The organism is Pseudomonas sp. TH31, from assembly GCF_016650815.1.
Classification (GTDB): Bacteria; Pseudomonadota; Gammaproteobacteria; order Pseudomonadales; family Pseudomonadaceae; genus Aquipseudomonas.
Genome location: NZ_JAEKEZ010000029.1, coordinates 810,441 through 832,148, shown reverse-complemented (window position 1 = coordinate 832,148; position 21,708 = coordinate 810,441). Strand labels below are relative to the sequence as shown.

The 21,708-nt window shown below is 60.2% G+C and carries 18 protein-coding genes; 3 read left to right on the top strand and 15 right to left on the bottom strand.

The features are described from left to right. The gene (locus tag JFV26_RS23305) at window positions 1–864 is read left to right on the top strand and encodes an efflux RND transporter periplasmic adaptor subunit (RefSeq protein ID WP_201195697.1); all 864 of its coding nucleotides are present in this window, start codon (window positions 1–3) and stop codon (window positions 862–864) included. Window positions 865–984: 120 nt separating this feature from the next. On the opposite strand, the gene JFV26_RS23300 is transcribed toward JFV26_RS23305, so the two are convergent. Together JFV26_RS23300 and JFV26_RS23295 are read right to left on the bottom strand one after the other, a co-directional pair. Further along, entirely contained in the window at window positions 985–1,380 is a 396-nt protein-coding gene (locus tag JFV26_RS23300) for a DUF4440 domain-containing protein (RefSeq protein WP_201195696.1), read from the bottom strand. Beyond that, window positions 1,377–2,747, bottom strand: a complete 1,371-nt coding sequence (locus JFV26_RS23295) for an MFS transporter (protein WP_201195695.1) — start codon at window positions 2,745–2,747, stop codon at window positions 1,377–1,379. The genes JFV26_RS23300 and JFV26_RS23295 overlap by 4 nt, the downstream gene beginning before the upstream one ends. A gap of 124 nt (window positions 2,748–2,871) precedes the next feature. Here JFV26_RS23295 and JFV26_RS23290 point away from each other — a divergent pair, with 124 nt between their 5' ends. Then, window positions 2,872–3,753, top strand: a complete 882-nt coding sequence (locus tag JFV26_RS23290; RefSeq protein ID WP_201195694.1) for a LysR family transcriptional regulator — start codon at window positions 2,872–2,874, stop codon at window positions 3,751–3,753. Window positions 3,754–3,902: 149 nt separating this feature from the next. On the opposite strand, the gene JFV26_RS23285 is transcribed toward JFV26_RS23290, so the two are convergent. Both JFV26_RS23285 and JFV26_RS23280 read right to left on the bottom strand, forming a co-directional pair. Further along, on the bottom strand, window positions 3,903–4,727 hold the full coding sequence (locus JFV26_RS23285) for an SDR family oxidoreductase (RefSeq protein WP_201195693.1): 825 nt from the start codon (window positions 4,725–4,727) through the stop codon (window positions 3,903–3,905). Between the two features lie 33 nt (window positions 4,728–4,760). Continuing rightward, window positions 4,761–5,225, bottom strand: a complete 465-nt coding sequence (locus tag JFV26_RS23280) for a multidrug transporter (RefSeq protein ID WP_201195692.1) — start codon at window positions 5,223–5,225, stop codon at window positions 4,761–4,763. 168 nt (window positions 5,226–5,393) lie between these two features. Here JFV26_RS23280 and JFV26_RS23275 point away from each other — a divergent pair, with 168 nt between their 5' ends. Beyond that, window positions 5,394–5,996 (top strand): hypothetical protein, encoded by a 603-nt coding sequence (locus tag JFV26_RS23275; RefSeq protein WP_201195691.1) that lies wholly within the window; start codon window positions 5,394–5,396, stop codon window positions 5,994–5,996. Window positions 5,997–6,314: 318 nt separating this feature from the next. Here JFV26_RS23275 and JFV26_RS23270 read toward each other — a convergent pair whose 3' ends face one another. The 11 genes from JFV26_RS23270 to alg8 form a co-directional block, all read right to left on the bottom strand. Beyond that, window positions 6,315–7,766 (bottom strand): mannose-1-phosphate guanylyltransferase/mannose-6-phosphate isomerase, encoded by a 1,452-nt coding sequence (locus tag JFV26_RS23270; RefSeq protein ID WP_201195690.1) that lies wholly within the window; start codon window positions 7,764–7,766, stop codon window positions 6,315–6,317. A gap of 231 nt (window positions 7,767–7,997) precedes the next feature. Further along, a complete protein-coding gene (locus JFV26_RS23265) occupies window positions 7,998–8,651 on the bottom strand; it encodes an alginate O-acetyltransferase AlgF (RefSeq protein ID WP_201195689.1) in 654 nt (217 codons plus the stop codon). Window positions 8,652–8,666: 15 nt separating this feature from the next. Next, window positions 8,667–9,842, bottom strand: a complete 1,176-nt coding sequence (locus JFV26_RS23260; protein ID WP_201195688.1) for an alginate O-acetyltransferase — start codon at window positions 9,840–9,842, stop codon at window positions 8,667–8,669. Window positions 9,843–9,853: 11 nt separating this feature from the next. Next, a complete protein-coding gene (locus tag JFV26_RS23255; protein WP_201195686.1) occupies window positions 9,854–11,419 on the bottom strand; it encodes an MBOAT family O-acyltransferase in 1,566 nt (521 codons plus the stop codon). A gap of 199 nt (window positions 11,420–11,618) precedes the next feature. Continuing rightward, entirely contained in the window at window positions 11,619–12,743 is a 1,125-nt protein-coding gene (locus JFV26_RS23250; protein WP_201195894.1) for a mannuronate-specific alginate lyase, read from the bottom strand. Between the two features lie 20 nt (window positions 12,744–12,763). Further along, window positions 12,764–14,224 carry an alginate O-acetyltransferase gene (locus JFV26_RS23245; RefSeq protein WP_201195684.1) on the bottom strand — a complete coding sequence of 487 codons (1,461 nt, stop codon included), beginning with the start codon at window positions 14,222–14,224 and terminating at the stop codon, window positions 12,764–12,766. 10 nt (window positions 14,225–14,234) lie between these two features. Continuing rightward, entirely contained in the window at window positions 14,235–15,821 is a 1,587-nt protein-coding gene (algG, locus tag JFV26_RS23240) for a mannuronan 5-epimerase AlgG (protein ID WP_201195683.1), read from the bottom strand. Window positions 15,822–15,847: 26 nt separating this feature from the next. Next, window positions 15,848–17,341: an alginate export family protein gene (locus tag JFV26_RS23235; RefSeq protein WP_201195681.1), complete on the bottom strand. Its 1,494-nt coding sequence runs from the start codon at window positions 17,339–17,341 to the stop codon at window positions 15,848–15,850. Then, window positions 17,338–18,840 (bottom strand): alginate biosynthesis TPR repeat lipoprotein AlgK, encoded by a 1,503-nt coding sequence (gene algK, locus JFV26_RS23230; RefSeq protein ID WP_201195679.1) that lies wholly within the window; start codon window positions 18,838–18,840, stop codon window positions 17,338–17,340. The genes JFV26_RS23235 and algK overlap by 4 nt, the downstream gene beginning before the upstream one ends. A 15-nt stretch (window positions 18,841–18,855) precedes the next feature. After that, window positions 18,856–20,028 (bottom strand): alginate biosynthesis protein Alg44, encoded by a 1,173-nt coding sequence (locus JFV26_RS23225; RefSeq protein WP_201195677.1) that lies wholly within the window; start codon window positions 20,026–20,028, stop codon window positions 18,856–18,858. 36 nt (window positions 20,029–20,064) lie between these two features. Further along, window positions 20,065–21,546: a mannuronan synthase gene (gene alg8, locus JFV26_RS23220; protein ID WP_446739941.1), complete on the bottom strand. Its 1,482-nt coding sequence runs from the start codon at window positions 21,544–21,546 to the stop codon at window positions 20,065–20,067. Between the last annotated feature and the right edge of the window lie 162 nt (window positions 21,547–21,708).

The following is a 21,708-nucleotide window of genomic DNA, read 5'->3' as shown; positions in this document are numbered from 1 at the left end:
ATGAAAAAGCTTTTCAGCCTGCTCGCCACCCTGTTGGTGCTGGCCCTCGCGATATGGATCGGCCGGACCCTGTGGGTGCATTACATGGACACCCCGTGGACCCGCGACGGCCGGGTGCGCGCCGACATCATCAACGTCGCCGCCGACGTCACCGGCGAAGTGGTGGACGTGCCGGTGCGCGACAACCAACTGGTGAAGAAGGGCGACTTGCTGATGCAGATCGACCCTGAGCACTACCGCATCGCGGTCAAACAGGCGCAATCAATGGTGGCGTCACGCAAGGCCACCTGGGAGATGCGCAAGGTCAACGCCCATCGCCGCGCCGACATGGACGCGCTGGTGATCTCCAGGGAAAACCGCGACGACGCCAGCAACATCGCCGACTCGGCCCTGGCCGATTACCAACATGCCCAGGCCCAACTGGAAGCGGCGGAACTCAACCTAAAACGCACCGAAGTGCGGGCCGCCGTCGACGGCTACGTGACCAACCTGAACGTCCATCGCGGCGACTACGCGCGCATTGGCGAAGCAAAAATGGCCGTGGTCGATATGAACTCGTTCTGGGTCTACGGCTTCTTCGAAGAAACCAAACTGCCCCACGTGCGGGTGGGCGATAAGGCCGACATGCAACTGATGAGCGGCGAAGTGTTGAAGGGGCATGTGGAGAGCATTTCGCGCGGGATCTACGACCGCGATAACCCGCAGAGTCGCGAGCTGATTGCTGACGTGAATCCGACGTTCAACTGGGTGCGATTGGCCCAGCGGGTGCCGGTGCGGATTCACATTGATGAAGTGCCGGAGGGCGTGCTCTTGGCGGCGGGGATTACGTGCACCGTCGTCGTTAATCAGGCGGCTGCCGAGTAAGCAGAAGATCAAAAGATCGCAGCCTTCGGCAGCTCCTACGGGTTCGGCGTCAAATCGCAATATTTGCGGCGAACGCGGTCACTGTAGGAGCTGCCGAAGGCTGCGATCTTTTGGGGCCGTTCAATTGCAGAAAGTCTCCTGCAAATGCCGCCAAATCACCTTGCCGGATTCGGGTTTTTCAAACACCACCGTCGACCGCCGATCCGAGTGCAGCCCCGTCGCATCGGTCTGCTGCTCGCGATAACTCACGGTCGCGCCGCGCTCGTGCAGCGCAATCCCGCGCAGCTCGCTGAGCTCAATCCTGAACCCGATTTTCTTTCCGCCCGCCATCCGAAACAGCGCACTCAACGCGTCCAGATCCAGCACCTGCCCCAACGGCGAAACCATGGAAAACTGCGGCGAAAAACGCGTCAGCAGTCGTTCGAGTGCGGCGTCGTCTTCCTCCACGGCAAACCACTGCTCAATCGCCACATGGGCCTGGATTACTTCATCAAAGTAGTCGCTGTAGTCAGTCATACGGATTTTTCCTGAAGGGGCGGTGAGGTTAGCAGGGCGAGCACTTTCGTCGAGTCCAGGCGCAGGACGGCGGCCATCGGTACAAGGGTGATCAGCGCGGCGGCGAGAAAGCAGTATTTGAAACCGTCGGCCCCCAATGCGCCCAACAGTGAACTCAACAGCGCCGCGCCGAGGCAGAAACCGAGTTGGCGATTGATGTTCCACAACGCACTGGAGTGCCCCATTTTTTCCGGCGCTATGCCGACAAATGCCAAGGTCTGCGCAGTGATGCTGCACAGGCTGCCGCCCAGGCCCATCACGGCGTAGGCAATGATCAATAACGGGCCGGCAGGCTGCTCAACTCGCATCAGCAGCACAATGCCAAGGCTTTGCAACAGCATGCCAGCGATCAGCAATGGCTTGGGGCCGATGCGGTTGAAGCTGCGTTTGCCCAGCATGATCGCCACGCCGGACCCCACCGCCCATGGCAACATCAGTGCACCGGTTTGCGCCGGGCCGAAATCGAGGCCGTGCAGGTACAACACGGCAATCAGGTGGGTACCGGTAAAAATGCCGGGCACACACAGGTAGATCAGCATCGCCAGGCGCAGTGACGGGTTCTTGATCAGTTGCAGATCGAGGATTGCACCGGGTTTGCGCCAGCCGTCCCGCAGGTACAACCACAGGCTTATGACGCTGAGCATCAGGGCGATGACGCCGAGGTTACGGGTATCGGGCTCGCTCACCAGGCTCACGGCAATCAATAGCAGACTCAGGGCCGACACGGCCAACAGCAGGCCTCGGGCATCCAGCGTCGGGCGTTCGGTGGAGTCTTGATCGTGTTTCAGCCAGAACATGCCGAGCCCGAAAGCGAGCAGCGCCGCCGGCACGTTCAGGTAAAAAACCCAGCGCCAGGACAACGCCTGAACGATCAATCCACCGGCCGCCGGCGACAGCGCCGGCACCATCAGCGCCACCAGCAACACCACGCCGGTGAAATGCGCACGTTGCGCCGGTGGAAACTGTCGATAGGCCAGGGCCTGACCGACCGGGAGCAACAGCCCGCCACCCAGCCCTTGCAGCAGCCGCCAGCCGATCAGGCTTTCGATCGACCCCGCCTGACCCACCAGCCCCGAGGCGATCCCGAACAACAGCAGTGAACCCAGGATCAGCCGCCGCTCGCCCACCCGCGCCGCCAGCCACACGCTCATCGGAATGATTAGCGTCAGCCCGAGCATGTAGGCGTTGCTGATCCACGCCAGTTGGGTCACCGAGGCGTGCAATTGCCCGGCGATCTCGGGGTAGGCAATGCTGGCGACAAACATGTTCAGCAGGTCGAGGGCGAACCCCAACAAATATACCAGCGCGACTTTCGAGCGATAGGCCATGGCAGCCTCCCTGTGATGATACGTGCAGGGTAGGGCGCCTTGAGGGTTAGGAAAACGCTGGTTTGGCTGCTAGTTTGTCAAAATTATTTTGACAAATGCATGTAGAGAAAGGAGCGCCGTGCACATGGTCAGCCTGGACCGTTTTGACACCTTCAAAGCCGTGGTCGAGGCCGGCTCGTTGACCGCGGCTGCCGACACCTTGGGCCAGACCCGCGCCGTGGTGAGCTTCAACCTCAAGCGTCTGGAGGAGGAATTGGGCGTCACCTTGCTCACGCGCAGCACCCGGCAACTGGCCCTGACCGATGCCGGTGAGCGTTTTTATCGGCGCTGTTTGCGCACTCTGGACGAAGCCCGACTGGCCATCGAGGAGGCCCGCTCGGAACATTCGCAGCTCAAGGGCACGTTGCGGATCACCACCACGGTGGAGTTTGCCTTGGCCCAGGTGGTGCCGGCGCTGGAGGTGTTTCGTGAGCAGCAGCCGCAGTTGAACATTCACTTATCCACATCCTCGACCCACGCCGATCTGATCTCTGAACGTTTCGACGTGGCGATTCGACTGGGGCGCATGCTCGATTCCAATCTGCGAGCTGTGCAGTTGTCGACGTTCGAGATTTTTGCGGTGGCGGCGCCGGGGTTGGTCGAGCGCTTTGAACCCGTCGGCACGCTGGCAGTACTGGAATCAATGCCGACGTTGGGGCATGGGCGGGTGCCTGAATTGACGGTGACCGACCCGGCCGGGACCGAGCATCTTTACCAGCCAAAACCTTGGACCACCGCGATTGTCGCGGATAACTCGGCGACGCTGCGGGCCTTTGCGTTGACCGGGCAAGGCGTGGCGATTCTGCCGCAATGGCTGATTCAGGAGGATCTGGATGCGGGGAGGTTACGGCGCTTGTTGGCGGATCACCGGTTTGCCCGGCAAGGGGTGTATGCGTTGTACCCGGACACCCGGCATTTGCCGCTGAAGGTGCGGGCGTTTATTGATTTCATGAAGGAGTGGGGGTGAAGTCGGCGGCCATGGGAAGGGTGCCGAACCTGTAGGCGCTGCCGAAGGCTGCGATCTTTTGATCTTCGGCGACGTTGGTGCCGCCAAGGCAAGATCAAAAGATCGCAGCCTTCGGCAGCTCCTACGGTGCGAGGTATGTCAACTCGGTCTCAGAGCTGCCCACGCAACCCGAACCGCTTCATCAACCCCGACTCCAGCAACCCTTTGGGCAACAACCCCGCCAGCAACGGCAGCGCCCGGCTGCCATTGCCCAACCGCACCAGTCGCGGCGGTTTGCTTTGTTGCACAGCCTTGAGCAGCCCCGCTGCAAATTCAGTGGCCGGGGTCGGGTTGTCTTGCGAGGCCTTGGCCCGCGCACGAATGCCTTCACGCAGCGGCCACCATGGCGATTGTTCGGTGATCAATTGTTCGGCTTCATGGCCGGCATGCCTGGCGAAACTGGTCGCGATGGCGCCGGGCTGGACTTCCATCACGCGGATGCCGAATGGGGCGAGCTCCATGCGCAGCGCATCGCTCAAGGCATGCACCGCCGCTTTCGAAGCGCAATAAGCACCGGCGAACGGTGTGACCAGAACCCCGGACACACTGCCGATGTTCACCACCAAGCCTTTGGCCCGGCGCAACACCGGGAACAGCGCACGGGTCACGCCGACGATGGCAAACACGTTGGTTTCAAACTGGCGCTGCATGGCCGGCACGCCGCCGTCGAGCAACGGCCCCATGGCGCCGTAACCCGCATTGTTGATCAGCACGTCGAGGCCGCCGTGTTGCTGGTTGATCCGCTCGCTCAACGCTTCGAGCGCCGGGCCATCGTTGACGTCCAGTTGCACGGCGGTAAAGCCGGACGCTTCCAGGACGGCCACGTCTTCAGCCTTGCGGGCGCTGGCCCAGACTGTGTAACCGGCCGCTTTGAACACATCAGCCAGGGCGCGGCCAATGCCGCTGGAACAACCGGTAATCAACACAACAGGCATGGCGCGGTCCTTGTGCAATGAGAAGAAAGGGGATCAGTCGGAGAAACTACCCTGCAAACGCTCTGCGCGAAACTCCAGCGTTTGCGGGCGGTAGCCGGGGCGCAGCGGCGGCAGCGGCAAGCAGTCTTCCCAATTGGCGCCGGCCTGCAATTCGCCGGGGCCGCGATAGCGCGGGGCGGCGTATTGATTGTCGGCCAGGTTGACCGTGTCGCCCGGTGCGTAGGCGGCGATGCGCCAGCGCAGTTCGGTCAGCGGCACGTCGTTGCCGTTGTTCATTTTCAGTTGCAACGGGCGATCCGCCGGGCACTGGTCCGGGGCATAACTGATGCGCAACTCAAGGCGCGCCAGTTGCTTGACCTCGCGGTTGTCCAGCCAGATCACCCACGTGGCGACCAGGCCCAGGCCGATGGCGGCTGCCACGGAGACAGGCAAGGCTTTGGCCGGGTAGCGCAGCAACAGGATCAGCCAGGTGATGACCAGCAGGATGCCGATAAACATGCTTGAGAGTCTCCATTGGATAGCTCGAACCAACTACCGAGCATTATCTGCGTGGGTGGTTGATTGATACGGTAACGATTTGTGGATGGTAATGCGCGAATTTTGAGCGTCAGCTGACGCTACACACGAAGAAGGTAGGACTCCGGAATCGTTTGAAGTAGAGGAGGAATGGCGGTGCATAATTTTGCTCATATCAATGCAATCAACCACACGGCTCGGGGCGGGAGCATCAATTGGCAGGGGGATCGAGCCCCGCCAGTATCCTCAGTCGCCGCTCAGTTGATCGAGGTGCTCAACCGCCCGAGCGATGGTCAACTGCGGGTCCTGAATGATCAGCAACGCGAACAATGCGCCGCAAGAATCGAGTCCCTGGCAGAGCGCAGGCAAAACCTGGCGGGGCTGTGTGAGTACGCCGAAGTAGGTAACGGGCGCTCGGATCAAATTAATTGCCACTTGCGCGGTTTTGAAACATCGGACGGCAAAACCAAAGGGATTGTGCAGAGGTTTGAAGACGAAGTAATCCTCCTCAGTCCTTATCAAGGCGAGACCTATCGGGCCATGAGGGTAGATTCAGGCGTTTTTGGCCGACTGATCAAGGTGGGCAACATCGTGACCGACCCAGGTTACGTGTCGACGAGGGTAGCACCCGGTAACGCCGTCGATGACCTGAGGCCCGATGCCCGGAAAGGTCAACAGCGTGTCCTACTGGGTTTCGATGAGCAGATACCGAAAAAATGGCATCGACTGATTTTCTCCCCGATCACGTCCTGATAAAACCGCGGACGCAGCTGCGTGTCACAGACATCCATTCAGTGCAATTGCCACAGCCGGGCCCGGATAGCCAGGTGACGGTTGTGGGCTTGACACTGGCGAATGACTTCAGCAGGCATAAAATCCGCGACATCGGATCAGGTCGGATTTTGTTCCAGGCGCTCGATCGCGGCGTAGGTACATGGTTACAAAATCGGTTCAGCAGGCGCTAGACATCATCCTTTGGCGAAATGGCGTGCCCATGAAAAAGCCTCCGCCCAACCCGCTGCGGATAGGGAACGCAGCGGGCTGGACGGGGGCTTGCTGTTTACAGGTCAATCACTGCGCGATGGTTTTCACCGACACGCCGCGTTCGATCGGGGTGGAGCGACCGTAGATATCTTCAAACCGCTCGATATCGTCTTCGCCCAAATAGCTGCCCGATTGCACTTCGATGATCTCGAGTGGAATCTTGCCCGGGTTGCGCAGACGGTGGACCGAAGCAATCGGAATGTAGGTCGACTGGTTCTCACAGAGCAGGAACACGTTTTCGTCGCAGGTCACTTCCGCGGTACCGCTGACCACGATCCAGTGTTCGGCACGGTGGTGGTGCATTTGCAGCGACAGGCACGCGCCCGGCTTGACCGAGATGTGCTTGACCTGGAAGCGCCCGCCCATGTCCACCGAGTCGTAGGAACCCCACGGACGATAGACTTCGCAGTGGTTCTGGGTTTCGCTGCGGCCCTGCTCGTTGAGGGTGTTGACCATTTGCTTCACGCCTTGGACCGAGTCCTTGTGGGCGATCATCATGGCGTCCTTGGTTTCGACGACCACGATGTTTTCCAGGCCGATCACCGACACCAGTTTGCCGTTGCCGTGGATCATGCAGTTTCGGCTGTCCTGGATAACCACGTCGCCTTTGGAGACGTTGCCGTTGGCGTCTTTTTCATTCACTTCCCACAGCGACGCCCAGCAACCGACATCACTCCAGCCGGCTGTCAGCGGCACGACGCAGGCGCGCTGGGTTTTTTCCATCACCGCATAGTCGATGGAGTTGTCCGGGCAACAGGCGAAGGTGGCTTCGTCAAAGGTGATGGTGTCGGCATCTTGCTCACTGCGCTCAAGCGTCAACAGGCAGGTGTCGTAGATGTCCGGGTCATGCTTTTTCAGCTCTTCGAGGAAGCGGCTGGCGCGGAACAGGAACATGCCGCTGTTCCAGAAATAACCGCCGGACTCAACGTATTCGGTGGCGCGTTTGACGTCGGGTTTTTCAACAAAATGCGACACGCGGCTGACGCCTTCGGGCAGCAGCGAATCATTGGTCGACTTGATGTAGCCGTAACCGGTTTCCGGTTTGGTGGCCGGTACGCCGAACAGCACCATTTCGCCGTTTTCGGCAGCGACGGTGGCCAGGGCCAACGCGCGTTGCAGGGCTTTCTGGTCTTCCAGCACGTGGTCGGCCGGCAGCACCAGCATCAACTCGTCGCGACCTTCATTGACCAGCATCATCGCGGTCAGGGCTACCGCCGGTGCGGTGTTGCGACCGAACGGTTCCATCAGGATGCGCTGCACTTGCAGCTTACGGGCGCTCAGTTGCTCGTTGACGATGAAGCGGTGGTCCTTGTTGCAGACCACGATCGGGGTGTCCATGCCCTCGAACACCAGGCGTTCCAGGGTTTGCTGGAACAGTGTGTGCTCGCCGGTCAAGGCCAGGAACTGTTTGGGGAACTGTTTACGCGAAAGCGGCCAAAGACGTGAGCCGCTACCACCTGACAAGATTACCGGAATCATGTTGTTACTCCTTAAAATCGATTGGTTAGAGCTACTGCGTTCTGTCGTTTCACTCTTGTTCTTATTCCGCATCAGAAGGTCGACGCTGCCCGTGTAGGAGCTGCCGAAGGCTGCGATCTTTTGATCTTCGGCGTCATTGAGGACGCCAAAAGATCGCAGCCTGCGGCAGCTCCTACGGGGACCGTGTTTCAAGGTCGGTCCCGTGGGGCGGTGTTGACCCTCCGAAAATCTTTAGCGCGTCGAAACCGGGCGTTTTACCCAGACTGGCGACAGGCTGCTGCCGCTGCCGGTGACGTACAGCACGGCCGCTTCACCGCGTTCCAGGGCCACCGGTTTTACGTCGCCCACTTTGGTCGCGCCGTCGTACAGGGCCAGGCTGACTTTGACCGGGTTGATTTCACGCTCGCCACGGCCCTTGGCTGCGACCGACGGAATCACTTCAGTCTTGCCGTCGGCGGTTTTCAGGGTCAGGGCCTTGTCGCTCAGGTTCTGCACGCGAACCAGGGATTTCTGCTTGTTCTTGAACGGCGGCTCTTCGATCAGTTGTGGCGCGCCGCTGGCGTTGTTGACCAGGGTGTAATAGTGGTCGCCGGCGAGTTTCACCGGCAGGCTCTGGCTGCCGACTTTGGCGCTGTAGTCGCCGCCCGGCATGAAGCTGAAATCAGTGCTGGCCAGTGGCGCCACATCGCTCAGCGCGGTGGTGCCGACGGTGGCACTGACTTCAGCGTTACCGGCGTTGTAGATCCGCACGAAGGTCGAACCTTTCGGCGCGGTCGGGCCGTAGAGTGCGGCGTCGCCAGCAAAGGCAGACATCGACAACACGCTCATGCCCGCGACGAGAGCAAAGGTCTTGGCGAGACTTTGATACGTAGTAGTGAAAGTCATGGGTGTACCTCTCTTTCAGTTTTGCGCCCGGTCGGGCGTCTCGGATTTAGTGGTTACAGCTACGTTTTGTTGGCGAACGCCGGCTTCTTTAAGCGCTGCGACCCACTGCGGGTCGGCGTCACCGATTTCGTTGTTCACAGGCAGATAACGTTCAGGAAACTCCCAGATCAGCACCTGTGGCGGGCTGTTCTTGAAAGCATCACTTTCCAGGTAGGTGAGCATCGGCAGGATCGGGCCATGACCGTCTTCGGAGTAATTGACCACGTCGCTGTGCAGCGCTTGTTTCAGCGCCCCGACGAAGTTCCAGTTCGGGTTGGCGCTGTAGCTGGTGCCGATCAGGGCCACCGGCACTTCGTTGTTGGCGAACAGGGCGTCATCACCGGCCGGCTGATCGTCAGCCGCCACGGTGTTGCGCTTCTGCAGCGGCTCGGTCGCCGGCATCAGGTTTTCAAACAGCGGATCCAGCGGCAGGAACAGTCGCAGGTCGCCCTTGTGGGTGACTTTCTCCGCCGCTTCGGTGACGAAGTTCTGCGGCTGACCACTGAGCGGAGTTTTCGTGGCGATGGTCCTGGCCAGTTGCTCGGCGGCGATTTGCGCGCCTTCCGGGGTCCAGTGAGTGTCGGTGCGCAGGAACACTTGCTGACCGCTTTGCTTGGCTTGTTGAAACGGGCCGAGAAGGTCGGGGGCGAGGATCTTGTCGGCCGCCACACGTGCATGGAAGTCCTGGTAGAGGTTGGCGTGGATGCTCGCCGGTTTCACTTCACCCAGGTGTTCCGGGTACAGGCGAACCTTGGCCGGGACAATCGCCATCACCAGTTTCACGCCTTTGGCTTTCAAGGTTTGGCGTACGCCTTCGACCAGCGCGTAGTTGCCTTGCAGGTTCAGCTCTTCATTGACGATCGGATTGAATTCTTCATCGCTGTACAACCATTGATCGCGACCGAGCACCACGCCCGGACGGCCTTCGTTGAACAGTTTGAAATCCAGCGCCGCCCAGAGGTTGGTGCCCAGGCGCTTGATCGGGAACTCGGCGTCATAGTGCGTCTCTACGGCTTTGGTCCAGCGACCGTTGAGCACCGTGGTTTCGGCACTGGTGTTGAAACCGAAGAAACTGCGCGTCGACCAAACGCCCAAGGCGAACAGCGTCAGCAGGAACAGGGCGATGTAGAGGATGCGTAATGAGCGGGTCATGGTCAGATCCCTCAGAACTGGAAGTAAAGGAACGGCGAGAAGCTTTGCGCCGAGAGTTTGAAAATCGAGGCGATGAACAACACCAGTACCAGCGTGCGCATCACGTAGCGCGACCAGTCAGCGGTCCAGTAAGCCGGTTGCACGGTGGCTTCAACGCCGACGGTGTAGCCCGGTTCGTGGATGCTGGCCGGGTTGTCGCCCGGTACGGCTTTGATCATTCCAGGGGTTGCGCTTGCCGGGCCATCGGTCTCGACGTTCACGGCAGGCTTGGTTTTTTCCGGCGGACGGTTGGTGTAGAAGTCACGAATGCCGAAGAACGCCAGGGTCATATAGGCCACGATCAGCGTCGCCACTTGCAGGCCGGTGAGGCTGGCCTGGTTGAGTTCCGACAGTGACCATTCGCCGAAGCTGAACATCGCGCCGTACATGCGAGCGGCAACGTGCAGGTTTTCCGAACGGAAGATCACCCAGCCCATCACCACCAGCAGGAAGGTCAGCGCCCAACGGATCGGGTTGATGCTGCGCGGCGAGGTGTTCAGGCCCAGGGCCTTTTCGATTGCCAGCCACATGCCGTGCCACGCACCCCAGACGATGTAGGTGATGTTCGCGCCGTGCCACAGACCACCGAGGAGCATGGTCAGGAACAGGTTGCGATAAGTCATCAACGTCCCTTTACGGTTACCGCCGAGGGTGATGTACAGGTAGTCACGCAGCCAGGTGGACAGGCTGATGTGCCAGCGCCGCCAGAACTCGGTGATCGACTGGCTGATGTACGGCTGCTTGAAGTTTTCCATGAAGCGGAAACCCATCATCAAGCCCAGGCCGATGGCCATGTCGCTGTAGCCGGAGAAGTCGAAATACAGTTGCGCGGTGTAGGCCAGGGCGCCGAGCCAGGCATCACCCGTGGTCGGGGCTTGCAAGGCGAAGCAATGGTCGGCCACCACCGCGAGGGTGTCGGCGATGAAGACCTTCTTGATGAAACCCTGCATGAACCGCGTGCAGCCTTCGGAAAACTTGTCGAGGGTGTGGGTGCGGTTGTTGAACTGGTCGGCGAGGTCGCGGAAACGCAACACCGGGCCGGCAATCAAGTGCGGGAAAATCGCCACGAACGCCGCGAAGTCGATCAGGTTACGGGTCGCCGGGGTATCACCGCGGTAGACGTCGATGATGTAGCTGATGGACTCGAAGATGTAGAACGAGATACCGATCGGCAACAGCACGTGGGTCAGGATGAACGGCGACAGGCCGACCGAGGTCATCATCGCGTTGATGCTGTCGACGCCGAAGTTGGCGTACTTGAAGTAGCCGAGAATGCACAGGTCGACGGCCACGCCCAGCAGCAACCAGCGCTGGGCCGGTTTGGTCCGCACGCCCGCGGCACCGACTTTGAGGCCGATCCAGTAGTTCCACAGCGTGACGGCGGCGAACAGCGCGAGGAAGTCCACGCGCCACCAGGCATAGAACACGTAGCTGGCGACCAGCAGTAGCAGGTTGCGATAGCGAATCCCGCTCAAGTAGTACAAACCGAGAAAGATCGGCAAGAACAAAAACAGGAACACATTGGACGAAAATACCATCCCGATCTCTCCATGTTTAACCAACAGTCAAGGGCCAACGGCCCCCCCAAACCCCCCACCGCAAACCGGGGGGCACATCACACGCGATTCCCTGTAGGAGCAAGGCTTGCCCGCGATGAACGATGACTCGGTTCATCTGCTGTACCGCGTTACTGCCATCGCGGGCAAACCTTGCTCCTACAGGGTTTTGTGTTTGGCTCTAGGAGCCTTTGTTACCTTTCTCGTTGGCCGGGTCGTAGACCTTGGTCAAATCCCCACCCAAACGAAACGTCTTGAACGGCTGCATCTTGTGCTTCTGCGCCAGCACATCCGGCGCGCAGGTGTAGAGCGTGCAGAACGGTTCGAGCCAGGCGAATTTCGAGTCGACCTTGAGGTCTTTCATGTCCTGTTCCTTGCCGTTCTTTTTCTCGAACTCTTGCGGATCTTTCACACCGGAAAGCACACGATCACCCAGGCGTTTAAGCGCGCTGTTGTTTTCCTGACGCAAATCCACCCCGTTGACCAAGGCAAAACTGGCGATCATCGACAGCGGCGGCAGGGCGTAGTTGTGATAGGAGAGGGCGCGTTGCTGGCGCTTGAGTTCGTTCGGCAGGAAGCCATCGGCGTCGACCTGATTGGCGCCGACTTTGTATTCCTTCACCGACCAGTCGAACAGGTCGCGGCGGTTGGTGGCGATGGACGTTGCCATCACCGACCAGGCGGACCAGTACGAGTGATTGTTGGTTTTGTCGAGGGGCAGGTTGTCCCAATCGCTGACGACCTGGTCGGCCATTTTGCTGAACCAGGCTTCGATCAACTGCGACTCTTGCTGGTGGTTCGCCAACGGATGCGAGTCGGAGAACTTAAGGCGAATGTACGAAGACGCCATGCTGCCCAACGCCCATTTACGCATCGACTTGCCGGTGTGGTTGAAGTCCTTGGACATCAACGCATCCGCCTTGGCCCAGGCCGTCAGCCAGTTGAGCGTGCACTCGAGTTGTTCCGGACGACCGTCACGCATGAACTGCATCACGCGCTTGCTGGTGCCGCGTTCCAGTTTGGTGATGTCGGACGTGGTGTCGCGGAAGGCTTTTTCCGACTGCACGTTCAGGGTCGAACGGGCCTTGTCGGAGCCTTCGTATTTGCTGCGAAATTGCAGCGGGCCGGTATACGGCGCCGGCATTGCATCGCAGCCTTCGCTGTCGCCGCCGGTCTTCATTTTTTCAATCGGCGCGAAGTAACCCTGTGGCGGGCGCAGTGGCGCGGCGGCCTGGGTGGCGCCGGCGAACATCGCCAGCGTCAGCAGGGAAGGGGCGAGTAACTTTTTCAGCGTTCGGGTTTGCATGCATGTCATAAGAGGTAGCCTCATTGTCCGGCTTGAGCGGTGTGTTGCTCAGCGCCAGGGAACACGTTGCGTTTGCAGATTTTCGCTTCGACTTTTTGTGGCGCGGCACCCGCTTCAGGGCCTTCGACTTCGACGGCCAGCAAATTCTGCGAGGCCCAGTCTTCGTCGGTGCGTAACTCAAAGGCGAAACGCCCGTCAGTGTCGGAGGTTTCCGGTTTTTCGATTTTGATGTCCTCGTGGCGACCGTTCATGTACCAGAGGGTGGCGTGCAGGACTTTCACCGACGCGTCGGCGAACTGGATGTCGACCTGATGACCGCCGTTCAGCAGGTTCAGGTTCTTGCTGTTGACCATCAATTCGTTTTTGCCCGGCTTCAATGTGGTGCTGCCGGTCATCTGTGTTTCCTTGCCTTCGCAACCGTTGTCCAGCAGCGCCATCATCTGGCGGTAGATGGTTTCCTGGTCGAGGCGATAGAGCGGCGAGAATTCCCAGATCAGAATCTTCGGTGGTTTTTTCTGGAACTCTTCGCTGCCCAGGTACTGCAGCATCGAACCTTCCAGGCCACCGCCAGGGAACGCCACGTTGAGGATGTCGGCACCGATGGCCTCTTCGAGGAAACCGGCGAAGTTGTAGTTCTTGCCACTGTGGCTGGTGCCGACCAGGGTGATCTGCGGGTTGCCGGAGTCACCGAACAGATCGCCATCGGCCGCTTCGCCCTTGGGCTCCGTGGTGAACTGATCCATGTACTGGATCGCGTAGCTCGTGCCACAGAGTTGACCGGCCATGTTGTGCAATGTTCCGGTCTTACCCATGCGACCCGACTTATGGCTCTCGAATTCGCGCTTGGGCACGTCGGCGAAGGCCGGCATTTTCTTGATTTGCTCACCGACGATTTTCGCCGTGCGCTGGGCGCCATACGGCGTCCAGTGTTGGTCACCGCGGAAGTAGAAGTCGTGGGCCGGCAGGGTGTCGGGCAGCGTTTCGTTGGTCAGCGGCGACAGGTCCGGCACGGTGTAGCCCATGGCGGCGAAACGGCCGAGCATGGTCTTGTAATTCTTCAGGGCCTTGTCGAAATCGTACTTGGCCTTGTCTTGCGGGTTGAGCTTGTTGCGATTCACCAAACCACGGGTTGGCTGGTAGACGACCACCAGTTCCACACCTTTGCTCTTGAACGCGTCGTGCAGTTCTTTCATGCGTTTGTAGCCGGCGGGGGAGGTGTCGAACTCGGTGCGCAAGTCTTCTTGCGTACGGAACAACCAGTCACCCTGGGCCTGTACCAGCGTGGTGAAATTCTGCTGATACCGGGTGGTGTAGTTCTTCGCGTCGTGGGCTTCCGGGCACAGGTTGCAGCACGGGTCGGCGGTGAACTTCGGCGCCGTTGCGCTGGCGGCGCCATCGTCGGCACGGGCACCGGCGCTGGCCGCAAGAATGCCGGCGGTCAGGGCCGACAGGCTGAGTAATTTGATCAAGTGTGGGTGCATAAAATTATCCTCAGTCCCGCATTTCGGTCTGGCGTTCGACAGGGTCGATCAGCACGGCTTTCTGCTGGCGCACCAGCAGGTCGAGAATTTCATCCTGACGGTCGCCAAGAATCCCGTTGAAGCTGATGCCGCTGGATTTGGTCGGCGCGAGCATGGACACGCGATACAACTCGACGCTTAGCGGCGAGTCGATGGCCAGCGGTCCGCTGCCGTTACCGGCCAGTTCGCCACCGACCACGATCAGCGACACCTGGGCGTCGAACGGGTCGAGCTTGATGTCCCGGTCGGTGTCGCTCAGGTCCTTGATGTGGCCGTAGACGCCGGTCAGGCCGTTGGCCAGGGCAAGGTTTTCGTAGAGGCGAATATTCACGCTGTTACGAATCCGGATGCCGTGGCGCTTGTTGCTGATCACCTTGTTGCCCCACAACAGGTTGTCGCCACTCTCGTAGAGGGTGATGCCGTCGGTGTGGTTCTTGTAGATCTCGTTGTAGGCGATCAGGTTGTTCACGCTGTTACGGTCGATCACCAGCCCCGAGAGGTGGTTGTCGTAGCTGCGGTTGTTGAAGATGAAGCTGTCGTTGACCTCACGGGAAATAATGATCCCGTGCTTCTTCTTGGTCCCGTGAACGGTGTTGTCGGCAATGATCAAACCGTGGGAACGGTCATGCGGGTCAATGCCGTAGACGATGTTGTCTTTGTAGGTGTTGCCCTTGACCACGAAGTCGCGGGTTTCGTAACAGTAGAAGCCGTACCACATGTCCGAGAACTCGGAGCCGACGATCCAGCCTGTCGGTTCAGGACGCTTGAGCACTTTGGCCATGTTCGGCGTGTATTGGGAAATACTCACGCCGTAGGACTTACTGTTGGCGTAGCCGAAACTGGCGATCTTGCTGTTGACGATGTAGGTCTCGGTGCCGCCCCAGGACAGCAGGAACGGACGGAATTCCTTCGGATCGCGGAAGGCCGCCGGGCCGTTGTTTTTCTCGCTCCACCCAGTGATTTTGGTGTCACGCACAAACAACTGGCCGTCGTTGACCAGAAACGAACCAGCCTCTTGGGACAGGCGCAATTCCTGGGTTTGTTTATCGATTTCGAGGATTCCTTTGCGGCCGACCACGATCGGCAACTTCGCCAGGAACACACCCGGCGAGGTTTCGCTGAAATACTTCGGCTCTTTCTTGGCCAGGTCCTTGAGGTTCATGTAACCGTCGTCGACGAAGATCGCCTGCGGGATGCCGTGCTGACGCACCACCCACTCGGCCATCTTGTTGTCGCCGCCGATGAAGTCCTTCAAGGCGTCTTCCTGCATCATCCGGCGCACGCTGATCTTGCCCGGTTTGGTGCGGACGATTTTTGCGGCAATGGCCTCCGCGGTGTAGCCGGACAGGTCTGGCAGTTTCGGTGCGGCCAGGTCCAGCGGCGCGGTCGGTGCGCTGCTGACGGTGTAGGTCTTGGCTTGCTGCAAGCCCTTGGCCAGGGTCGCCGGTTGGCCTTTTTGCACAGGCGCAGCCGGTTCCGCATTGGCGAAGGCCACCGAGCTGGCCAGCAACATCGCGCCGGCCAGCAAGGTGATCGAGCCTCTCTTCGGATGGGTCATGTCGGGGACTCCCTTCGCGGTTCGCATCAGAAGCGCCAGATCACGTCGATGAACGCGCGGTGCATGTACGAATCAACTTGTTTGCCATAGGCATCGCCGGGCTTGAACACGCCGCCACGGAAACGCACCAGGGCCGAAGGCTCATCGATCGACTGGCTCAAAGCGGCGGGCAACAGCCCTTGCTTGAAGTACTTGGTGACCACCAGGTCCATTTCCTGACCGAGGTCTTTGTTGCCATCTTCCAAGGGCAGCGAGGTGCTGGAGAGGATCGCGCCGGTGGCGTCGTCGGTGTTGTTCTGGACGGCGTTGATGCCGTTGCTGCCCACCGGTTTGTTGCCGTCCACGCGCCAGAACTTGTGGTAGATCAGGCTGGCGTCGTATTCGTCGTTGAGCATCCACGAACCGAACAGGGTTGCGGTTTGCATGTTGTTCATTTCGCCACGGAAGGCTTCGCCGAAACGGTGAACCCGCGAGCGAGTACCGGTGTAGTTCGAGCGGTTGCTTTCCAGGCCGTTCTGTTCGTAATCGGCGCTGGCGCGGGCATACGCTGCACCGACTTGCCATTGCGGATCGAGGCGCAGGCGCACGCCGATATCGGTGGCCCAGCCATTGAGGTCTTCACCACGCTTGGCTTCGGCCGGGCGGGTGCCATCGGCGTTGAGTGCGTTGAGTGCGTTGACCGTGTCGGTGTCGCCGCTCATGCCGGTGATGCTGCCCCAGTAATTAACCGTATTGGTGTTGCGCCAGTTGTAGGCGTCGCTGTCGGCGGTGAGGCCAAGCCAGGTGAGGTCGCCGTTCTGTTTCTTGTCCAGCGAGTCGCCGGCTACGCCCGGTTCCGGGTAGTCGAGCTTGCCGTCATCGTGGGTGTGATGACCGCGAATGCCGACCCAGTTGCCCGGCGTCCACTGGTACGCCGCATCGGCGTAGGTGTGCAGGCGATCCTTGTCTTTTGGTGCCAGCTCTTTCAAGTCGGTGCGGTATTCGCTGAAGCGTTCGGCGACACCGGCGTTGGCGCGCAACAGGGTGGTGTCGAAGGTCCAGTTCAGGGCTTCGATGTTGGTGTCGCGCCATTGGCCGTCGTCATTGCGCAGGCGTTGGCGACCGAACTTGAGCATCTCGCCGGGGTAAGGCGTGAGGCCGCTGTAGCCGACCCAGAACTCGCGCATGGCCAGGTAGTTTTTCTTCGACGTGCGATCACCGCTGTTGCTGGTCTGGTTGACGTCGTCGGCCTGTTGCAGGGTGTCGGTTTCGATGATGTCGGTGGACGTCACGGCTTGACCCATGGCGTAGGCGCTCCAAGCACCGCGTTCACCGTAGACCCATGGACGCAGGTCGAGGCCGATGCCATTGACGTCGCCGCCGGGCGCGGTGCCGAGGTCGGCGTCATCTTCGGACTGGCCGGTGATCTTCACTTCCAGGCCGTAGTTCTTGGCTTCGGTCATGGCTGCCAGGGTCGGACACGACCACAGCAGGGCGAATGTCAGGCCAATGCCGGCCTGTACAAATGGATTCAACTTCATAGGGATTCCTCGCCGTCTTCTTCTTGCAGGGCATGCAAATCCAGCTTGTTCTGGCTCGAGGCACCGCGAACGGCCTGTTCTTGTTTCAACAGGCGTTGGGCCTCGGCGAGCTGGGCAGGCGGCAGTTGGGCTTCTAATGTTGTCGCAAGCTCATTGGCTTGCGGGGTGTCCTGAGCCTTGGCCAACTGACTGAAGACGTAAGCGTTGAGCGGGTTGGGCTTAGTGCCCTTGCCTTGGGAAAACAGTTGGGCGATGGCGAAATCGGCGCTGTTCTGGCCGTTGCGCGCAGCGGTCAGCAGGTGATCCAGGGCCTTCTGCGAATAGACTTTGCCCAGGTATCCACGACGGTAAATCTGGCCGAGGTAGTAATCGGCGGCGACTTCGCGGCCGACGGCTTTCTGGAAGTGTTCTTCGGCGACCTTGGCGTCCGCCGGCACCCATTTGCCTTCGTAGTAGAGCTTGCCCAGCAACAGTTCTGCGCGGGGTTGATCCGCCGCGCGACCGTTGTCCAGGTACTTCATCATCGTGTCGATGTCACCGAGCTCCGGGAAGTCGTAGAGCAACTGCGCCAGGCTGACCCACGACGCGGGGTAGCCAGGAGCGATGCCTTCGAGCAGCGACTGCGCGGTTTTCTCGTCGGTCTTGCCGAGGGTCGCATCACCCAGTACGCGGGCTACGCTGTCCACTCGCTGAGCGGAAACCGTGCCACGCGCATGAGCGGCTTGCATCTGCTTGATCAGCTCGGCTTGTTTTTCTGGCTCGGCTTTTTTCTGATAAACCGTGGCCAGTTCGACGTAGCAGACATCGGTGGTGTTCAGCGCGGCTTTGCAGATGGATTCGACTTCATCCAGGTGCTGGTCGTAAGTGCCTTGGGTGCGATAGAGCAGCACTTGGGCCAGGCCCGCTTCCGGTTTGCCTTCGGCGCGCCATTGGCTGATTTGCTGCTGGGCGTTGATGTTCGGGAAACTGTGGGGATATTGCAGGTACAACATTGCCAGCGGGATCAGGGTGTTGCCTTCGCCATTGGCCGAGGCTTTTTTCAACAGGCCTTCGGCTTCGTGCTGTTCGGCTTCGGTCGAGCCGGGCTTGGCCACCAGCAGACGACCCAGACGAGCCTGGGCGCGGGGCGAGGTGTCGGCCGCGGCGCGGTAAGTCGCCTCGGCCAGTTTCATTTGGACCGGGTCACGGCTGTCGACCTGAATATCCGCGAGCCCGACCTGGGCTTCGGTGTAACCCATGGCCGCCAGTTGCTGGTAATTCTGCTGTGCCAGCGCGGTGTCGCCGCGCTTGAGGGCTTCGTTGGCCAGGCGTTGGTCGGGCAGGCCGGCGCAACCGACCAGGCTCACGGCCAATGCTACGGCACAGAGTGAGCCCATGTGGGAGCGGGCTTGCTCGCGAAGCAGGCGCTGCGGTGTATCAGACAAACCGAGTTGACCCTTTCGCGAGCAAGCCCGCTCCCACAGGGACTGCGGTGTGTTCAGGATTTTTTGGATGGTCACAGGCATGTCCTCGACTTAAAGACCGGCGGCCATGGCTTTGTCGATCAGCCAGTTCAGGTTCGGGCCACGATCGCTGTTCACTTCCACCGGGCGACCGGCGAGGGTGGTGTCCAGCGGCTCGTCAGGCTTGATCTGTACGCGGATGTCGGAGGACAGGTCGGCGCTTTTCAGGCTGGTGCTGCTGACGATCTTGCCGGTGCGGGTCTTGTCTTCGCCGGCGACCTGGAAGGTTACCGGGGCTCCTGGACGCACATCGCCGAACTGGCGATAGGAGAAGCGCGCATCAACGTTGGCTTCGCTGTTGCGCGGCACCAGGTTGAAGATCACATCGCCCTTGCTGGCGTACTGACCGTCGGCGACCAGTTGCTGGGCCACGGTGCAATCGCACGGCGAAGTCAGGGTGCCGGTCATTTGCTTGCCGAACAGTTCTTCAACCTTGGCCGGTTGCAACTGCTCTTCGTCCAGATGGCCCTTGAGTACATCGAGCATGCTGGTGCTGAACGTTGCCAGCGGTGCGCCTTTGGCGGCCACGCCGTCGGCTTTGATCAGGCTCTGCACAGTGCCGTCGCGCGGCATGGTGATGTTCATGCCCGGGACGCTGACGATGCCGGCCTGGGCGTGGCTGACGAAGTACATGCCGTACACCGACTTGAAGATGAAACCGAAAGCGGCGAGGCCGACGAGGAAGATCGCGAAGCTGAAAGTCACGGCTCGCAGACGACCGAACGGGGTCATGCCGTGGCCGCCATCCTTGACCTTGCGCGCCTTGGTGAAGTTGTCACGCTGCAGCGTTGCCAGCACTTCACCCATGCTGACGATGTCGCCGGCCAGGTGCGAGGTGATCAGGTGGCGCAGGGTCGAGATGTCCTGGGTTTCCAGGTTCTGGAACTGGCAACCGGTACGGCCGGTCTGGCGATCGTAGGAGCGGATCTGCAACTCCACGTCCATCGCCAGGCCCAGGTTGTCGATCACGAATTGCAGGCGAGCCTTGTGCACTTCACCGACGGTCAGGGCTTTCTGGGTGCCGGCGTTAAAGCACAGGCCCCCGGCGGAAAGGTCTTCGACCCGCGCTTCGAGCGGTGCACCGGTGGTCCCGAAAAAGCGCAGCTTGGCCGGGAGTTTGACTCGGGCGTGCTGGCGCTGGGCTTCGGATTCATGCACTACGTTAGTGTTCACGGCGGTATTCATATGGGCTATTTCCTGGCTAATTCAATAAGGGGGCGGTCAGACCATCATCAGCAGCACGGCGACAAAAATGCTGCCGGCGGAGAAGGTCATGGTCCGAGACGACCAGGTGTTGAACCAACGTTGAAAGCTGGCGAGATCACGGGTCAGTTTGGTGTCCTGGCGAGTCCAGGATTGTTGGTCGAGACGGAAGAACACGTAGATCTTCACCAGCGCGCCGACGATCTGGTTGTAATAAAGAATGATCGGGTAGGCCGGGCCGATCCGGTGGCCGGAGCACGACAGCAGCAAGGTCAGGATCAGGCGGGTGATACCAATCCACAGCAGGTAGGCGAGGATGAACGCGCCGCCGTATTTGAAGCTGGCGATGATCGCCACGGTCAGGCCCAGCAATGAGGTCCACATCGATACGCGTTGGTCAAACAGCACCACCGAGGTGAACAGGCCGAGGCGTTTCATCCCCAGGCCCAGGGCGCGGGAGTTCTGGCGCAGGTTGTTGCCGTACCAGCGGAACATCAGTTTGCGGCTGGCCTTTAGGAAGCTTTTTTCCGGCGGGTGTTCCACGGTGTGGATCGCGGCGTCCGGTACGTAGAAGGTGTCGTAACCCAGGCGCATCAGGCTGAACCAGCTCGACTTGTCATCACCGGTCAGGAACTTGAAGCGGCCCAGGCGCCAGTGTTGCAGCGAGTCGCTTTCCACGTCGGCGATGAAGTCCGGGTCGGTCACAACGGTGGCGCGGAATACCGACATCCGCCCGGTCATGGTCAGGACGCGCTTGGACAGGGCCATCGAGCACATGTTGATGTGGCGCTGGGCGAACCGCAGTTTGTGCCATTGCGCCATGACGTAGCCGCCGCGCACTTCGCAGAACTCGTTGGTGGTCAGGCCGCCGACATTGCCGAACAGCTGGAACCACGGCACGGTCTTGAGCACGACGCCTGGGGCGAGCACGGTGTCGCCATCGATCACTGCAACCACTGCGCGGTCGTCCGGCAGGTGGCGGGAGATGGCGCGGAAACCGTAGGCCAGGCCATCGCGCTTGCCGGTGCCGGGAATCCGCACGAAGTCGAGCTTGACCCGATCCGGCGGATTCATCCGGGACCAAAGGCTCTTCACCAGCAGCTCATCGGACATTTCGACGATGGAGCAGACCATGGTGGCGGGCAGGCCGCAGTCAATCGCTTCGCGAATCACCGAGCTGTAGACCTGGGCGGTGGTCAGTGCATCGATGCGAAAACTGGTGACCATCAGGTACACATGGGACGGGTCTGCCGCTTTACCCAGCTTGCGCACTTTGCGCCGCAGGTGCGGGTAGACGATGTACAGAAAAATCATGCCGCGCACAAAATGCGTGGCACCCATCGAGTAACGCCAGATCCCGATGAAACCAATCAGGAAGATGAAGTCCTTCGACTCGGAGTCGAACGTCGACGCAGGCAACGCCATGGCGATGCCCATCAATAAACTTAGGTAAAACAGCCAACCGGCGGCCTGAAGTAGGCCGTGCTTTAGCCTGTGCATAATCTGCATCCGTCTCTATCTCGGGCGAGCCTGTGGGGTGGCCCGATGGGGTTAAGGCAGGCTTACAAAAAACTTGCAAGGTCACGGGTAACACCGATCTTTTGATCTTTTCGGGTTCACTCGGAACTCGGTGAACCTGTGTAGGAGCTGCCGAAGGCTGCG

Coding starts and splice junctions, on each gene's coding strand:
- JFV26_RS23260 (WP_201195688.1), bottom strand. CDS start 9,842: ATGACCCGCTCATTACGCATCCTCTACATCGCCCTGTTCCTGCTGACG.
- alg8 (WP_446739941.1), bottom strand. CDS start 21,546: ATGCACAGGCTAAAGCACGGCCTACTTCAGGCCGCCGGTTGGCTGTTT.
- JFV26_RS23235 (WP_201195681.1), bottom strand. CDS start 17,341: ATGAAGTTGAATCCATTTGTACAGGCCGGCATTGGCCTGACATTCGCC.
- JFV26_RS23245 (WP_201195684.1), bottom strand. CDS start 14,224: ATGCACCCACACTTGATCAAATTACTCAGCCTGTCGGCCCTGACCGCC.
- JFV26_RS23265 (WP_201195689.1), bottom strand. CDS start 8,651: ATGACTTTCACTACTACGTATCAAAGTCTCGCCAAGACCTTTGCTCTC.
- JFV26_RS23280 (WP_201195692.1), bottom strand. CDS start 5,225: ATGTTTATCGGCATCCTGCTGGTCATCACCTGGCTGATCCTGTTGCTG.
- JFV26_RS23285 (WP_201195693.1), bottom strand. CDS start 4,727: ATGCCTGTTGTGTTGATTACCGGTTGTTCCAGCGGCATTGGCCGCGCC.
- JFV26_RS23295 (WP_201195695.1), bottom strand. CDS start 2,747: ATGGCCTATCGCTCGAAAGTCGCGCTGGTATATTTGTTGGGGTTCGCC.
- JFV26_RS23255 (WP_201195686.1), bottom strand. CDS start 11,419: ATGGTATTTTCGTCCAATGTGTTCCTGTTTTTGTTCTTGCCGATCTTT.
- JFV26_RS23275 (WP_201195691.1), top strand. CDS start 5,394: ATGGCGGTGCATAATTTTGCTCATATCAATGCAATCAACCACACGGCT.
- JFV26_RS23290 (WP_201195694.1), top strand. CDS start 2,872: ATGGTCAGCCTGGACCGTTTTGACACCTTCAAAGCCGTGGTCGAGGCC.
- JFV26_RS23305 (WP_201195697.1), top strand. CDS start 1: ATGAAAAAGCTTTTCAGCCTGCTCGCCACCCTGTTGGTGCTGGCCCTC.
- JFV26_RS23300 (WP_201195696.1), bottom strand. CDS start 1,380: ATGACTGACTACAGCGACTACTTTGATGAAGTAATCCAGGCCCATGTG.
- JFV26_RS23250 (WP_201195894.1), bottom strand. CDS start 12,743: ATGCAAACCCGAACGCTGAAAAAGTTACTCGCCCCTTCCCTGCTGACG.
- JFV26_RS23225 (WP_201195677.1), bottom strand. CDS start 20,028: ATGAATACCGCCGTGAACACTAACGTAGTGCATGAATCCGAAGCCCAG.
- JFV26_RS23270 (WP_201195690.1), bottom strand. CDS start 7,766: ATGATTCCGGTAATCTTGTCAGGTGGTAGCGGCTCACGTCTTTGGCCG.
- algG (WP_201195683.1), bottom strand. CDS start 15,821: ATGACCCATCCGAAGAGAGGCTCGATCACCTTGCTGGCCGGCGCGATG.